13 protein-coding genes are annotated in these 15,397 nt (G+C 71.8%); 10 read left to right on the top strand and 3 right to left on the bottom strand.

Annotated features, from left to right (window positions below; genetic code table 11):
* Positions 1-197: 197 nt before the first annotated feature.
* The 4 genes from DER29_RS23230 to galT all read left to right on the top strand — a co-directional run bounded on the left by DER29_RS23230 (position 198) and on the right by galT (position 4,388).
* Positions 198-752 (top strand): DM13 domain-containing protein, encoded by a 555-nt coding sequence (locus DER29_RS23230; protein WP_121399778.1) that lies wholly within the window; start codon positions 198-200, stop codon positions 750-752.
* A gap of 103 nt (positions 753-855) precedes the next feature.
* Complete coding sequence (cysC, locus tag DER29_RS23235; RefSeq protein ID WP_121399779.1) at positions 856-2,385, top strand: adenylyl-sulfate kinase; 1,530 nt, start codon at positions 856-858, stop codon at positions 2,383-2,385.
* Positions 2,386-2,490: 105 nt separating this feature from the next.
* Positions 2,491-3,315: a DeoR/GlpR family DNA-binding transcription regulator gene (locus DER29_RS23240; RefSeq protein WP_121399780.1), complete on the top strand. Its 825-nt coding sequence runs from the start codon at positions 2,491-2,493 to the stop codon at positions 3,313-3,315.
* A complete protein-coding gene (gene galT, locus DER29_RS23245) occupies positions 3,312-4,388 on the top strand; it encodes a galactose-1-phosphate uridylyltransferase (protein WP_121399781.1) in 1,077 nt (358 codons plus the stop codon). Before DER29_RS23240 ends, galT begins: the two co-directional genes overlap by 4 nt.
* Positions 4,389-4,994: 606 nt before the next feature.
* Here galT and DER29_RS23250 read toward each other — a convergent pair.
* Positions 4,995-6,212 (bottom strand): NADP-dependent isocitrate dehydrogenase, encoded by a 1,218-nt coding sequence (locus DER29_RS23250; protein ID WP_121399782.1) that lies wholly within the window; start codon positions 6,210-6,212, stop codon positions 4,995-4,997.
* A gap of 138 nt (positions 6,213-6,350) precedes the next feature.
* Between DER29_RS23250 and DER29_RS23255 the strand changes: the two genes are divergently transcribed.
* On the top strand, positions 6,351-7,157 hold the full coding sequence (locus DER29_RS23255) for an MBL fold metallo-hydrolase (protein WP_121399783.1): 807 nt from the start codon (positions 6,351-6,353) through the stop codon (positions 7,155-7,157).
* A 56-nt stretch (positions 7,158-7,213) separates the two neighbouring features.
* Here DER29_RS23255 and mdh read toward each other — a convergent pair whose 3' ends face one another.
* Together mdh and DER29_RS23265 are read right to left on the bottom strand one after the other, a co-directional pair.
* The gene (mdh, locus tag DER29_RS23260; protein ID WP_088998471.1) at positions 7,214-8,164 is read right to left on the bottom strand and encodes a malate dehydrogenase; all 951 of its coding nucleotides are present in this window, start codon (positions 8,162-8,164) and stop codon (positions 7,214-7,216) included.
* Between the two features lie 140 nt (positions 8,165-8,304).
* A complete protein-coding gene (locus DER29_RS23265) occupies positions 8,305-9,165 on the bottom strand; it encodes a bifunctional methylenetetrahydrofolate dehydrogenase/methenyltetrahydrofolate cyclohydrolase (RefSeq protein ID WP_121399784.1) in 861 nt (286 codons plus the stop codon).
* A 432-nt stretch (positions 9,166-9,597) separates the two neighbouring features.
* On the opposite strand from DER29_RS23265, the gene DER29_RS23270 reads away from it, so the two are divergent.
* The 5 genes from DER29_RS23270 to DER29_RS23290 all read left to right on the top strand — a co-directional run bounded on the left by DER29_RS23270 (position 9,598) and on the right by DER29_RS23290 (position 15,364).
* Positions 9,598-11,202, top strand: a complete 1,605-nt coding sequence (locus DER29_RS23270) for an ABC transporter substrate-binding protein (protein ID WP_121399785.1) — start codon at positions 9,598-9,600, stop codon at positions 11,200-11,202.
* A gap of 86 nt (positions 11,203-11,288) precedes the next feature.
* Positions 11,289-12,227 carry an ABC transporter permease gene (locus DER29_RS23275; RefSeq protein ID WP_121399786.1) on the top strand — a complete coding sequence of 313 codons (939 nt, stop codon included), beginning with the start codon at positions 11,289-11,291 and terminating at the stop codon, positions 12,225-12,227.
* A 96-nt stretch (positions 12,228-12,323) separates the two neighbouring features.
* Positions 12,324-13,280 (top strand): ABC transporter permease, encoded by a 957-nt coding sequence (locus tag DER29_RS23280; protein ID WP_121399787.1) that lies wholly within the window; start codon positions 12,324-12,326, stop codon positions 13,278-13,280.
* A gap of 34 nt (positions 13,281-13,314) precedes the next feature.
* Positions 13,315-14,352: an ABC transporter ATP-binding protein gene (locus DER29_RS23285; RefSeq protein ID WP_121399788.1), complete on the top strand. Its 1,038-nt coding sequence runs from the start codon at positions 13,315-13,317 to the stop codon at positions 14,350-14,352.
* Positions 14,336-15,364, top strand: a complete 1,029-nt coding sequence (locus DER29_RS23290; protein ID WP_121399789.1) for an ABC transporter ATP-binding protein — start codon at positions 14,336-14,338, stop codon at positions 15,362-15,364. Before DER29_RS23285 ends, DER29_RS23290 begins: the two co-directional genes overlap by 17 nt.
* The last annotated feature ends 33 nt before the right edge of the window (positions 15,365-15,397 follow it).

The raw sequence follows: 15,397 nt of genomic DNA on the forward strand, positions 1-15,397 counted from the left end.
AGCGTAGGAGGCGACGACCGCCCTGGGCAGCGGCTCGCCCCGGGCGCTTCCCTGATCCTGGCGGTCCGCGTCCCCTAGGGTCCCGGCGACGGCAGGCTGCCTCGGGGCCCGTCGCGGCGCTCGCGGACGAATTCGGCGCCGGCGCGTCCGCCACGCCGGGGCAGACAGGACGGCGACCGGCCCGGCACACTGTGCCCATGCGTAGCCGACTGTTCCGCGCGCCGCTGACGTGGGTGGTGGTCGCCGTCCTCGCCGCCGGGTCGGCGTTCGGCCTCTACTGGTTCCAGCCCTGGAAACTGGTGACCGACGCCGAGGTCGACGAGGCGCTTTCCAGCGTGGCGGCCACGCCGGCGCCGACGGGTTCCGCCACGGGCGCGGCGCCCGCCCCCGCCGGGCCGGTCCTCGTCGGGCAGGGCGACTTCGTGACCCACGAGCACGACACGTCGGGCAGTGCGCGGATCGTCCGCGCCCCCGACGGGCGGCACCGGCTCGAACTGGTCGGTCTGGCCACCTCCAACGGCCCGGACCTGCGGGTCTGGCTCACCGACCAGCCGGTGCGCAACGGCACCGCCGGCTGGCGGGTCTTCGACGACGGCCGGTGGGTCGAGCTGGGCCGGCTCAAGGGCAACCGGGGTGACCAGGGCTACGACATCCCGGCCGACGTCGACCTGACCGGCCTGACCAGCGTCTCCATCTGGTGCAAGCGGTTCGCCGTCTCCTTCGGGGCCGCACCCCTGGCCGCGCCCCGCTGACCCACCGGCCCCCCTACCGGCGCGCGTGGGGTGGAGTGGCGCTCTCGACCGATCGCCGGCCGGCTGAGAAACTGTGTGCCGGTCAGTGTCGTTTGGGGGATGGATGAGCAACAGCTGGGTGCTGCCCGACGAGGTGCTCCGGGACGCGCCGGCGTACACGCCGCGCCCCGGCGAGCTGGCTGACCTGGAGCTGCTGCTGATCGGGGCGTACGCCCCGCTGGCCGGCTTCATGACCCGCGCCGACCTGGTCTCGGTGAGTCGGCGGGGCCGGCTAGCCGACGGCTCACCGTGGCCGGTGCCGGTGACCCTCCAGGTGCCGACGGCGCTCGCCCAGGGTCTCGACCCGCGCGACGAGGCGCGCCGCACCCTGGTGCTCACCGACGGGGAGGGCGCGCCGGTCGCGGCGCTGGAGGTCGCCGACGCGTGGCAGGTCCGCGACGGGGTGGCGGGCGTCGGGGGCACGGTCCGCCGGCTCGGCGACGGCGGCCACGGCCCGTTCCAGCGGCTGCGCCGCACCCCGGAGGAGGTACGCCCGCTGCTGCCGTCCGGTCGGGTGCTCGGGGTGATCGCCGACCGCCCGCTGCACCGGCCGCAGCTCGCCCAGATCGCCCACGCGGTCCGCACGCTCGGCGCCCACCTGCTGGTGATGATCCCGGTCGGCGAGGACGGCCTCGGCGGGTTGCCGCCGGAGGCGCTCGTGCGCAGCGTCTTCGCCGCCCGCGACCGGATGCCGCCGGCCACGCTGGTCGCCGTGCCGCTGTCCCGCCGGCGCGACGAGATCAGCGACGCGCTGCTGCGGGCCCGGGTGTCGGCGGCGTACGGCGTCACGCACCTGCTCTCCACCGGCGAGATGCTCTCCGGCGCCGGCCTGCGGGTGCTGGTGCCGCGCGAGCTGGCCTACGACAACCGCGACGGGCAGTGGCGCTGGCGGGAGGACATCCCGCCGCGCAACCGGCGCCTGGCGCTGACCCAGCCGGAGATCGACGACCTGCTGGACCGGGGCTTCCCGCTGCCCGAGTGGCACACCCCGCCGGCGGTGGCGAAGGAGCTGGCCCGGGCCCGGCCGCCGCGGCGGCACCGGGGCCTGGTGGTCTTCCTGACCGGGCTCTCGGGCTCCGGCAAGTCGACGATCGCCCGGGGCCTGGCCGACGTGCTGCGCGAGCAGGGCGACCGGAGCATCACGCTGCTCGACGGCGACGTGGTGCGCCGCGAGCTCTCCGCCGGGCTGGGCTTCAGCAAGGCCGACCGGGACCTCAACGTGCGGCGGATCGGCTGGGTGGCGGCGGAGATCGCCCGGCACCACGGCGTGGGCATCTGCTGCCCGATCGCCCCGTACGCCCAGGCCCGGGCGACCGCCCGGGAGATGGCGCTGGCCGCCGGTGCGGGCTTCGTGCTGGTGCACGTGGCGACCCCGCTGGAGGTCTGCGAGCAGCGCGACCGCAAGGGCCTCTACGCCCGGGCGCGGGCCGGGCTGCTCACCGGGATGACCGGCATCGACGATCCCTACGAGGTGCCGACCGACGCGGACCTGGTGGTCGACACCAGCGAACTGACGATCGACGAGGCGGTCGAGGCCGTCCTGCACCACCTGAACGAGACGGGCTGGGTGGAACCCCGGCTCCAGTCGATCTGATCGGCCCTCCGCCTACCGGTGGTCCCCTCCTTCGCGCTAGTGTTCATCTTTGTTCGAACACGTTCGACCGCGTGATGGTACGCGGCTGGCACGGAGGTACCGCGGATGCTCGCTCAGCAACGGCAGGCGGCCATCCTCGACCGGGTCCGCGCCACCGGGGGCGTGCGGGTCACCGAGCTGGCCGCCGAGTACGGCGTCTCGGACATGACCATCCGCCGCGACCTGGAGGCGCTGCACGAACGCGGCCTGCTGGCCAAGGTGCACGGCGGCGCCACGGCGGCCGGCCCCGGCTCGACCGACGAACCGGGCTTCCGGGCCAAGTCGGTGCGGCAACTGGCGGAGAAGGCGGCCATCGCCGGCCGCGCCGCCGAGCTGGTCCGGCCCGGGGCGGCGGTCGCCCTCTCCGCCGGCACCACCACCGCCGAGCTGGCCCGTCGACTGGTCGACGTGCCGGGCCTGACCGTGGTCACCAACTCGCTGCCGGTGGCCGAGATCCTGCACGCCGGCGGCCGGTCCGACCAGACCGTGGTGCTCACCGGCGGAGTGCGTACGCCGTCGGACGCGCTGGTCGGGCCGCTGGCGGTCGCCGCCATCCGGTCGCTGCACCTGGACCTGCTCTTCCTCGGCGTGCACGGGATCACCGAGCGGGCGGGGTTCACCACCCCGAACCTGATGGAGGCGGAGACCGACCGTGCCCTGGTGGCCGCCGCCGACCGGCTGGTCGTGCTCGCCGACCACACCAAGTGGGGCACCGTCGGCATCTCCTCGATCGTTGAGCTTTCCGCCGCCCACGTGCTGGTCACCGACGACCGGCTGTCCCCCGACGCGCGGCGGACGCTCGACGACCGGGTGGGCGAACTGGTGGTCGTGCCCCCCGCCACGGGCGCGGGACGGACGGCCACGACGACAGATGAGGGGATGGCGAGGTGAAGCGCACCGCGATCGCGCTGGCCGACGGCCGGGAGCTGATCTACTTCGACGAACGGGACGACGCCGTCCGGGACCAGCCGGACCGGCGCGAGCTGCCCCCGCCACCGCCCGCGTCGCAGCTGCGCCTGGACCCGCTGACCGACGAGTGGGTGGCCGTCGCCGTGCACCGGCAGACGCGCACCTTCCTTCCGCCGGCCGACCAGTGCCCGCTCTGCCCCAGCACCGACGGCCGGCAGAGCGAGATCCCGGCGCCCGACTACGACGTCGCCGTCTTCGAGAACCGGTTCCCCTCGCTCAGCGGCCGGGTGGCCGAGGAGCCCGCCGAGATCACCCCGTTCACCCCGGTCCGCCCCGGCGTGGGCCGCTGCGAGGTGGTCTGCTTCACCGACGACCACAACGCGTCCTTCGGGTCCCTCCCGCCGCGCCGGGTGCGCACCGTCCTCGACGCGCTCGCCGACCGCACGTCGGCGCTCGCGGAGCTGCCCGGGGTGGAGCAGGTGTTCTGCTTCGAGAACCGGGGCGTGGAGATCGGTGTGACCCTGCACCACCCGCACGGCCAGATCTACGCGTACCCCTTCGTGACTCCGCGGACCCGGGCGCTGCTGGCCGCCGCCCGCCGGCACTCGGAGGGCACAGGCGGGCGCAACCTCTACGCCGACGTGCTCGCCGCCGAGCGGGCCACCGGCGACCGGGTGGTCGCCGCCAACGAACACTGGACGGCGTACGTCCCGGCGGCGGCCCGCTGGCCGTTCGAGGTGCACGTGGCCCCGCACCGGCCGGTGCCGGACATCCCCGCGCTCGACGACGCCGAGCGGGACGCCTTCGGGCCGCTCTACCTGGACCTGCTGCGCCGCTTCGACGGGCTGTTCGACGTGCCGATGCCCTACATCGCCGCCTGGCACCAGGCGCCGGTACGCGTCGACCGCGAGCTGGGCCACCTGCACCTGCAGCTGTTCAGCATCCGGCGCGCGAAGGACAAGCTGAAGTACCTGGCGGGCTCGGAGTCCGCGATGGGCGTCTTCATCAACGACATCGCCCCCGAGCGCGCCGCCGAGCTCCTCCGCGCCGCCTGAGCCCCTGCACAGGTCGATCATGCAGTTCCGGTGGGAGTCGTGTCCTGAATCGAGTTTGGTGCGGGGCGCCACAACTGCATGATCGGCGCCGGCTGCGGGCGCGGCCGGTCGGGCGATGGTGATCGGGCGATGGTGCAGGGTGGAGACAGGGCGCGGGGGGCCCGGGACAGGGCCCCCCGCAGGGAAGGGACGGCTGGCTGTGCGCGACAGCCGGGAAGGCTGGCTGATCGGCACGCTTGCCGCGAGGCGACCGCGGTCAACCTTCCTGGACGCGACTGGCATCTCGTCCACCCAGGTCAACGAGGCGCGCCGAGGCAGGTGACGCGACCCGCGTGTCCCCCGCCGACACGCCGCCAAGCACGTGCGCCACGGGCGTCGCCGACTCCGGGCGAGGCGAGCAGATCCTGGTAGGAGACGGCCCCTGGAGGGGCCGTTTCTCACCAAGATCCCAGGCGCTCGGCGAGCGGCCGCCAGAGCCCACGCTCCCGCCACTCGACGGGACGGCAGGATGGCACGAGCGAGTGGAACGGCAGGAGCCCGCCGGCGGGTGCCGGCGGGCTCCTGAGCGACGCGGCGGCGCTGCGTGCCGCCCCGGATGGACGAGGATCAGGCGGAGAGCTTGCGCGCCAGGTTCTCGTCGAGCGCGTTCATGAACTCGTCGGTGGTCAGCCACGGGGCGTCCCGCGAGATGAGCAGCGAGAGGTCCTTGGTCATCTGGCCGCCCTCGACGGTGTCGACGATGACCTGCTCCAGGGTGTTGGCGAACTCGGTGACCGCCGGGGTGCCGTCCAGCTTGCCCCGGTGGGCCAGGCCCCGGGTCCAGGCGTAGATCGACGCGATCGGGTTGGTCGACGTCTTCTCGCCCTTCTGCCACTGCCGGTAGTGCCGGGTGACCGTGCCGTGCGCGGCCTCGGCCTCGACCGTACGGCCGTCCGGGGAGAGCAGCACCGAGGTCATCAGGCCCAGCGAGCCGAAGCCCTGCGCGACGGTGTCGGACTGCACGTCACCGTCGTAGTTCTTGCAGGCCCAGACGTAGCCGCCCTCCCACTTGAGCGCGGCGGCGACCATGTCGTCGATGAGCCGGTGCTCGTAGGTGATGCCGGCGGCGTCGAACTCGGCCTTGAACTCGTTCTCGAACACCTCGGCGAAGATGTCCTTGAACCGGCCGTCGTACGCCTTGAGGATGGTGTTCTTGGTGGACAGGTAGACCGGGTAGTTGCGGTCCAGGCCGTAGCGGAACGAGGCGCGGGCGAAGTCCCGGATCGACTCGTCGTAGTTGTACATGCCCATGGCGATGCCGCCGCCGGAGAAGTTGGCGACCTCCATCTCCATCGGGGCGCCGCCGTCGGCCGGGGTGTAGGTGACGGTCACCTTGCCCGGGCCGGGGACGACGAAGTCGGTGGCCTTGTACTGGTCACCGTGGGCGTGCCGGCCGATGATGATCGGCTTGGTCCAGCCGGGGACCAGCCGCGGCACGTTGGACATGATGATCGGCTCGCGGAAGACGACGCCGCCGAGGATGTTGCGGATCGTGCCGTTCGGCGACCGCCACATCTTCTTCAGGCCGAACTCCTCCACCCGGGCCTCGTCCGGGGTGATGGTCGCGCACTTGACGCCGACGCCGTGCTCCTTGATGGCGTTGGCGGCATCGACGGTGACCTGGTCGTCGGTCTCGTCGCGGTGCTGGATCGAAAGGTCGTAGTAGTGCAGGTCGACGTCGAGGTAGGGCAGGATCAGCTGCTCCCGGATCTGCTTCCAGATGATCCGGGTCATCTCGTCGCCGTCGAGCTCAACGACCGGGTTGTTTACCTTGATCTTCGCCATCGGCCGGCGCTCCTCTCGGGGGACTCGTGCTCAAGCAGTACGAGCGTACTGGAAACTGGTCGGCAGTCCCCAGCCGGCCTCGGTCGGGCCGGAACAAACGACGTGCACGGCGTACGGGGCCGCTGGCATGATCGCCGGATGCCGTCGAGCCGCATCCTCGGGTCTATCACGGTCACCGCGCTCACCGACGGCGAGGGGCCGTTCTTCCAGCCCCGCGCGGAGGCGTTCCCGGACGCCGGGCCGGAGCACTGGCGCGCGGCCGACCGGCGGGACCCGGGCACGGTGACCGCCGACGGGCGGTGGTGGCTGCCGTTCCGCAGCTTCGCCATCCGCGCCGGGGACGGGCCGGTGACCCTGGTCGACGCCGGGATCGGCCCGGCCGGCTCCCCCGCCGCGAGCTGGGCGCCGGTGCCCGGCCGGCTGCCGGCCGAGCTCGCCGCCGCCGGCATCGAGCCGGCCGACGTACGCACGGTGGTGCTCACCCACCTGCACACCGACCACGTCGGCTGGGCGGTCACCGGCTCGCCGGGCACGCCGTACTTCCCCAACGCCGACTACGTGCTCCAGCGGGCCGAGCTGGCCGCCGTGGGGCACCTCAACCCGGGGCTGTCGGCCGGCCTGGTCGCGCCGTTGCGCGCCGCCGGCCAGCTCCGGGTGGCCGACGGCGCGCAGAGGCTCGATCCGACCGTACGGCTGCTGCCGACGCCGGGACACACGCCCGGGCACCAGTCGGTGCTGCTGGAGGTCGACGACGAGCGGCTGCTGCTCACCGGCGACCTGCTGGTGCACGCCGTGCAACTGGTCGACCCCGAGCTGGCGTACGCCCACGAGGAGGACGCCGCCGCGGCGCGTGCCTCGCGGGTGGGGCTGCTGCGCGACCTGGCCGCGCGCGGTTCCACGGTGCTCGCCACCCCGCACCTGGGCGAGGCGTTCGTCGCGCTGTAGCCGGACACGACGCGAGGGGGCCCGCCGGCGACCGGCGTGCCCCCTCGACGGGTGGATCACATGCTGGCGACGTCGCCCTGCTTGGCGCGGACGGCCTCGGCGGCCTCCTTCAGGCTGGCCAGCTCGTCGGCGTCCAGGTCGGTCTCGACGACCCGCTTGACGCCCTCGGCGCCGATCGCGGCCTCGACGCCCAGGTAGACGCCGGAGATGCCGTACTCGCCGTCGACCCAGGCGCAGACCGGCATGACCTCGCCGGAGTCCTCCGCGACGGCCTTGGCCATCCGGGCGGCGGCGGCCGACGGCGCGTAGTACGCCGAACCGGTCTTGAGCAGCGCGACCACCTCGGCGCCGCCGTTGCGGGTCTTGACGACCAGCTCCTCGATCTGCTCCGCCGGCATGGCCTCACGCAGCGGCTTGCCGTCGACGGTGCTCTGCGACGGCACCGGCACCATCGTGTCGCCGTGCGAGCCGAGGGTCAGCGTCTTGACCGACTTCACCGGTACGCCCAGCGCCTCGGCCACGAAGTTGGTGAACCGGGCGGTGTCCAGCATGCCGGCCTGGCCGAGCACCCGGTTCTTCGGGAACTGGGTGGCGAGCTGGGCCAGCGCGGTCATCTCGTCGAGCGGGTTGGACACGACGATGACGACGGCGTTCGGGGCGTACTTGGCGACGTTCTCGGAGACCTGGCGGACGATCTTGGCGTTCGTCTCCAGCAGGTCCATCCGGCTCATGCCCGGCTTGCGCGGCAGGCCGGCGGTGATCACCACGACGTCCGAGCCCTCGATCGCCTCGTAGCCCTCGCCGTTCGGGCCGGTGGTCGCGCCGACCACCTTGGTCTCGAAGCCCTCGATGGCGCGCGACTGGTTGAGGTCCAGGGCGAGACCCGCGGGCTTGCCCTCCACGATGTCGGTGATCACGACGGTGTCGAAGACGTCGTACTCGGCCAGGCGCTGTGCGGTGGTGGAGCCGTAGAAGCCGGCCCCGACGACAGTGACCTTCTTACCCATGGTCGTCCCACTCCCTGCTACCAGTCGGTTTTCCGGACCGTATCAGTCATCCTGGCACCGAACAGGCCAGGGGCGGCGGCCATCGCCGGGATGGGGCGAACGTCACCGCCGTCCGGCTCCGGGCGGGGCCCGGCGGGCGCTCAGTCGCGCTCGGCCCGCTCCACGACGTTGGTCAGCAGCATCGCGCGGGTCATCGGGCCGACGCCGCCCGGCATGGGCACCAGCTTGCCGGCCACCTCCGCCGCGTCACCGGCGACGTCGCCGGTGTAGCGGCCCTTGCCGTCCGGGCCGATGACGCGGGTGATGCCGACGTCGACCACGACCGCGCCCGGCGTGAGCATGTCGGCGGTGAGCAGGCCCGGCACGCCGGCGGCCACGATGACGATGTCGGCGGCCCGGGTGTGCGAGGCCAGGTCGAGGGTGCCGGTGTGGCAGAGGGTCACGGTGGCGTTCTCGCTGCGCCGGGTGAGCAGCAGACCGAGCGGACGGCCGACGGTGTTGCCGCGACCGACCACGGCGACCTTGGCGCCGCGCAGCGGCACGTCGTGCCGGCGGAGCAGCTCGACGATGCCGCGCGGGGTGCAGGGCAGCGGGGCGTCGTAGCCCAGGACGAGCCGGCCGAGGTTTACCGGGTGCAGGCCGTCGGCGTCCTTGTCGGGGTCGATCAGCTCCAGCACCCGCTGAGTGTCGAGGTGGCCCGGCAGCGGCAACTGGACGATGTAGCCGTGGCACGCCGGGTCGGCGTTCAGCTCGGCGAGCACGCCGTCGACCTGCTCCTGGGTCGCGTCGGCCGGCAGTTCCCGGCGGATCGAGGCGATCCCCACCTCGGCGCAGTCGCGGTGCTTGCCGTTGACGTACGCCTGGGAGCCGGGGTCTGCACCCACCAGGACGGTGCCGAGCCCGGGGGTGATGCCGCGTTCCGCCAGTGCCTTGACCCGTGTCCGCAGCTCGTCCTTGATCTCGGCCGCGGTCGCCTTGCCGTCCAGAAGCGTCGCCGTCACGCCCAGATCGTCTCACGGTCGACGGCCGGCGATCCGACGACCTGCGCCAAGCCCGCAATGTGACCACTAAGAGTGACGTGCCCTTAATCACTCTGAGTGACGCAGGGGCCGCCGGATCTCCGCCCGGATCCGGACGTCGGGGCGATCCGCGGGGCGGGGCGGCACGGCCGGGCCGGGACGGCGCAGCGGGGCGGAGCGGTCGCGACGGGCGCCGGTCGCGTCGAGAGTTACCGCAGCTCCACGCCACATTAGCGGGCTGTACGGCATTAGCAGACCAGGCCCGGCACGACAAGGCCCCGACGGTGGCTCCGTTATCGGTTCGCAACCCGCCCGTTGTCGATCGCCAGCCGGCGACCTACCGTTGCCCAACGTTGCGCAGCGTAAACCCAGCGCCGGGTCTGACTGCGCAGCGTGAGGAGATGAGGAGGCTACATGCGTGTTCGTAGGCTCGCTGCCTGGACCGCCCTCCCGCTCGCGGTGACCCTGGGCCTGGTGGCCTGCGGCTCGGGCGGCGACGGTGGATCCGGCGAGAGCAACCCCGACGCGGCCGTGCGGATCGAGATCGCCGAGCCGCAGCACCTGGTGCCGACCAACACCAACGAGACGAGCGGCTCGCAGGTGCTCGCCGCCCTGTTCAGCCCGCTGGTCGACTACGACGAGGCCAACAAGCCCTACGAGATGGCGGCCGAGTCGGTGACGTCCGAGGACAACACGACCTGGACGGTCAAGCTGAAGGACGGCTACACCTTCCACAACGGCGAGAAGGTCACCGCCGACAACTACGTCGACGCCTGGAACTACGGCGCCTACGCCCCGAACGGCCAGAACTCCAGCTACTTCTTCGAGAAGATCGCCGGCTACGAGGACGTGCAGGGCGAGACCCCGAAGGCCAAGACGCTCAGCGGGCTGAAGAAGGTCGACGACCTGACCTTCACCGTCACGCTGTCCCAGCCGTACAGCGAGTTCAAGACCATGCTCGGCTACACCGCCTTCTACCCGATGCCGAAGGCCGCGTTCTCCGCGCCCGGCGTGCTGGCCGAGGGGTACGAGCAGGCGCCGGTGGGTCAGGGCCCGTTCAAGATGAAGGGCACCTGGCAGCACGACGCCAAGGTCGAGGTCGAGAAGTACGACGCCTTCCCCGGCGAGAAGCCGAAGGTGGCCGGCGTCGAGTTCCGGATCTACCAGCAGCCGACCGCCGCGTACGCGGACGTGCTCTCGGACAACCTGGACGTCATCAAGACCGTCCCGACCGAGAACCTCTCGACGGCCGGCACCGACCTCGGTGACCGGTTCAAGCAGAGCTCCGCCTCGTCGCTCCAGGTGCTGGCCTTCCCGACGTTCCAGAAGGAGTTCAGCAACCCGGACGTGCGCAAGGCCATCTCGATGGCGATCGACCGGGACGAGATCACCAAGTCGATCTTCAAGGACTCGCAGCAGCCGGCCCGCTCGTTCGTCTCGCCGGTCGTCGCGGGCTACCGCGACAACACCATCGGCGAGGCCGGCGAGTTCGATCCGGCCAAGGCCAAGAGCCTGTACCAGGCCGCGGGCGGCCCGGCGAGGATCGAGCTGTCCTACAACGGCGACGGCGGCCACAAGGACTGGATCGACGCGACCTGCAACCAGCTCAAGACCAACCTGGGCGTGGACTGCGTGGGCACCGCCGAGCCGAAGTTCGCGGACCTGCTGACCAAGGTGAAGGCCAAGCAGCCGGTCGGCCTGTTCCGGATGGGCTGGGTCATGGACTACCCGTCCATGGAGAACTACCTGGGCCCGCTGTACAGCAGCAACGGCTCGTCGAACTACTACGGCTACAGCAACCCGGAGTTCGACAAGCTGGTCGCCGAGGGCACCAGCGCCGCGAGCGAGGAAGAGGCGGTCAAGAAGTACCAGGCGGCCGAGGACCTGCTCGCGGAGGACCTGCCGGTGATCCCGCTGCGGTACGGCCAGAACAACTTCGGCCACTCCACCAAGGTGACGAACGTGGAGATGGATCTCTTCGACCGGATCGACCTGTTGAAGATCGAGGCCGTCAAGTAACACACGCGGCATGACGGGTCGGGCCATCGGCGGACGGTGGCCCGACCCGGCATCCTCTTCGCCCTTTTTCAGAGAGACTGCCAAGTATGTTCCGCTTCGTTCTGCGGCGTCTGCTCCAGATGGTCCTCGCGTTCTTCGGGACCACGCTGATCGTCTACGCGCTGATGTTCGCCGGCCAGGGCGATCCCATCCAGGCGCTGGCCGGCGAACGACCGGTCACGGCCGCGCAGCGGGCATACCTGACGGAGAAGTTCCACCTCGACCGGACCGGGGTCGGCGGCTTCTTCTACCGGTACTTCGACTACCTCAAGAACCTGCTCCAGGGTGACCTCGGGCAGTCCCTCACCGGACGCTCGATCGGCGACATCCTGGCCGCCGCCTGGCCGGTCACGGTCAAGCTGGCGCTGATCGCCATGGCGGTCACCATTCTCTTCGGCGTCACCGCGGGCGTGCTCGCCGGCATCCGGCGGGCCAGCATCTTCGACAACTCGACCCTGCTGCTGACCCTGCTGGTGCTCGGCATCCCGACGATCGTGCTCGCGCCGCTGGCGCAGTACCTCCTCGGCGTCAAGTGGCAGCTCTTCCCGGCCACCGCCGGCGCCGACCCGGACCTGTACGCGCTCCTGCTGCCGGGCATCGTGCTCGGCTCGCTCTCGCTGGCCACCGCCCTGCGGCTGACCCGGACGTCCGTGGCCGAGAACCTGCGCGCCGACTACGTCCGCACCGCCCGGTCGAAGGGACTGGTGAAGCGGCGGATCGTCAGCGTCCACGTGCTGCGCAACTCGCTCATCCCGGTGGTCACCTTCCTGGGCGTCGAGCTGGGCAACCTGATGAGCGGCGCGATCATCACCGAGGGCGTGTTCAACATCCCCGGCGTCGGCTTCAACCTCTTCCGCGGCATCCGCACCGAGGACGGCCCTCTGGTGGTGGGCATCGTCAGCGTGCTCGTCGTGGTCTACCTCGTCTCCAACCTGGTGGTGGACGTCCTGTACGCCGTACTCGACCCGAGGATCCGCTATGAGTGAGCGCAGCGAACGAATCGGCAGCGCAGTGTTTCGCGGCTCGGCGCGCCCCGGAGCGCAGCGAGGGGAAGCGCCGACAGCGCGCAGCGAGGTGCGGGCATGAGTGACTTCGAGACCGTCGCCGCGAGCGAGAACCAGGCCGCGCGGCGGGGGCCGTCGGGTGAGCCCGGTGCCCCGAACCAGGTCGGCGTACCGCAGAAGCCCCGCAGCCTGGCCGGCGACGCCTGGCGCGACCTGCGCCGCAAGCCGATCTTCTGGGTCAGCCTCGCCCTGGTGGTGCTGGTCGCCGCCATGGCCGCCGTGCCCGGGCTGTTCACCGCGAACGACCCGCGCGACTGCGTGCTGGCCCGCCAGCACGCCGGCCCGTCCGGCGGGGCGATCTTCGGGTACGACTTCCAGGGCTGCGACACGTACGCCCGGGCGGTGTACGGAGCCCGCGCGTCGCTGCTGGTCGGCGCGCTCTCCGCGCTGCTCACCGGCCTGATCGCGCTCGCCGTGGGGATGCTGGCCGGCTACTTCGGCCGCTGGGTCGACGCGGTGCTCTCCCGGGTGATCGACATCGTCCTCGGCATCCCGCTCCTGCTCGCCGCGATCGTGCTGCTCAAGCGGGTCAACAGCGACAGCTCGGCGGTCCGGATCGGCGCGGTCATCTTCGTGCTGGCGATCCTCGGCTGGACCACCGCCGCCCGCGTCGTCCGCTCCTCGGTGATCACCGCCAAGGAGCAGGACTACGTCGCGGCGGCCCGGATGCTGGGCGCGGGCGACGGCCGGATCATGCTGCGGCACATCCTGCCCAACGCGCTCGCCCCGGCGATCGTGGTGCTGACCATCGCCCTCGGCTCGTTCATCGCCGCCGAGGCGACGCTGAGCTTCCTCGGCATCGGGCTCAAGGCGCCGACCATCTCCTGGGGCATCGACATCGACGCCGGCCGGGTGCACATGCGGGAGTCGGCAACCCCCCTGCTGGTCCCCTCGGTCTTCCTCGCGCTGACCGTGCTGGCGTTCATCATGCTCGGCGACGCGATCCGCGACGCCTTCGATCCGAAGCTGCGCTGACCCCACCCACCCGTCACGAGCGAAAGGCAGGACCGTGAGCCAGTCCGCCGTCCGACCCACGCCGGCCTCCCCGACGCCCGAGGGCGGGCACCTGCTGGACGTACGGGACCTGCACGTCGAGTTCCGCACCGGCGAGGGCGTGGCCAGGGTGATCAACGGGGTCTCGTACCACCTGGATCCCGGCGAGACGCTCGCCGTGCTCGGCGAGTCGGGCTCCGGCAAGTCGGTCACCGCCCAGGCGATCATGGGCATCCTCGACACACCCCCGGCCGTGATCCGCTCCGGCGAGGTCCGCTACCAGGGGCGGGACCTGCTGAAGCTGCCGGAGGAGCAGCGCCGGCAGGTGCGCGGCAAGGAGATCGCGATGATCTTCCAGGACGCCCTCTCCGCGCTGAACCCGGTCTTCCCGGTGGGCTGGCAGATCGGCGAGACGCTGCGCCAGCGCGAGGGCATGTCGAAGGCGGACGCCCGCGCCCGGGTCGTCGAGCTGATGGACCTGGTGCGGATTCCCGGCGCCGCCGGCCGCATCGGCGACTACCCGCACCAGTTCTCCGGCGGCATGCGGCAGCGCGTCATGATCGCGATGGCGCTGGCCATGAACCCGAAGGTGCTGATCGCCGACGAGCCGACCACGGCCCTGGACGTCACCGTGCAGGCCCAGATCATGGACCTGCTGGCCGACCTGCGCCGCGACCTCGACATGGCGATGATCCTGATCACGCACGACCTCGGCGTGGTCGCCGACGTCGCGGACCGGATCGCCGTCATGTACGCCGGCCGGATCTTCGAACACGCCGACGTCCGCTCGCTGTACCGGGCGCCGGCCCACCCGTACACGAAGGGGTTGCTGGAGTCGATCCCGCGGCTGGACGTACGGGGTCAGGAGCTCTCCACGATCAAGGGGCTGCCGCCCAACCTGATGCGGATCCCGTCCGGCTGCCCCTTCCACCCCCGGTGCCCGTACGTGCAGCAGGTCTGCGTCGACGTGGTGCCGCACGACCTGGTCCTGGGCGACGGCCGGACCAGCGCGTGCCACTTCGCCCAGGAGGTCCGTGATGACAGCGCCCGCTAGCCCAACGAAGGTGCGCGGCGAGACGATCCTCGCCGTCGACAACGTGGTCAAGCACTTCCCGATCCGCCGGGGCGTGCTCTTCCAGAAGCAGGTCGGCGCCGTCAAGGCCGTCGACGGGGTCAGCTTCGAGCTGCGCCGCGGCGAGACCCTCGGGGTGGTCGGCGAGTCGGGCTGCGGCAAGTCGACGCTGGCCCGGCTGCTGATGCGGCTGGAGACGCCGACCGCGGGCCGGGCCACCCTGGAGGGCAGGGACCTGTTCTCCGCCTCCGGTGCGGAGCTGCGCCGGCTGCGGCGCAACATGCAGATGGTGATGCAGGACCCGTACACCTCGCTGAACCCGCGGATGACGGTGGGCGACATCATCGGCGAGCCGTTCGAGATCCACCCGGACGCCGCGCCGAAGGGCAGCCGGCAGACCCGGGTACGGGAACTGCTCGACGTGGTCGGCCTGAACCCGGAGCACATCAACCGGTACCCGCACCAGTTCTCCGGCGGCCAGCGGCAGCGCATCGGCATCGCCCGCGCGCTCGCCCTGCGGCCCGAGATCATCGTCTGCGACGAGCCGGTCAGCGCCCTGGACGTGTCGATCCAGGCCCAGGTGATCAACCTGCTGGAGAAGCTCCAGGACGAGTTCGGCCTGTCGTACATCTTCATCGCGCACGACCTGTCGGTGGTCCGGCACATCTCCGACCGGGTCGCGGTCATGTACCTCGGCAAGATCGTGGAGATCGGTACCGAGGACGAGATCTACGAGCGCGCCACCCATCCGTACACCCAGGCGCTGCTCTCGGCCGTGCCGGTGCCGGACCCGGAGGCCCGCGACCGGCGCACCATGATCCGGCTCACCGGCGACGTGCCGAGCCCTGCCGACCCGCCGAGCGGCTGCCACTTCCGCACCCGCTGCTGGAAGGCCCAGGAGGTCTGCGCCATCGAGGAACCCCACACGGTCCTCCGCGCGGCGGACCCGCACCCCTCGGCCTGCCACTTCGCCGAACTCCGCCCCACCCCCTGACCCCCACCCTTTCCGCCCTCGCCGCCCAGGGCC

Origin of the sequence: Micromonospora sp. M71_S20 (assembly GCF_003664255.1) — a bacterium.
Classification (GTDB): domain Bacteria; phylum Actinomycetota; class Actinomycetes; order Mycobacteriales; family Micromonosporaceae; genus Micromonospora.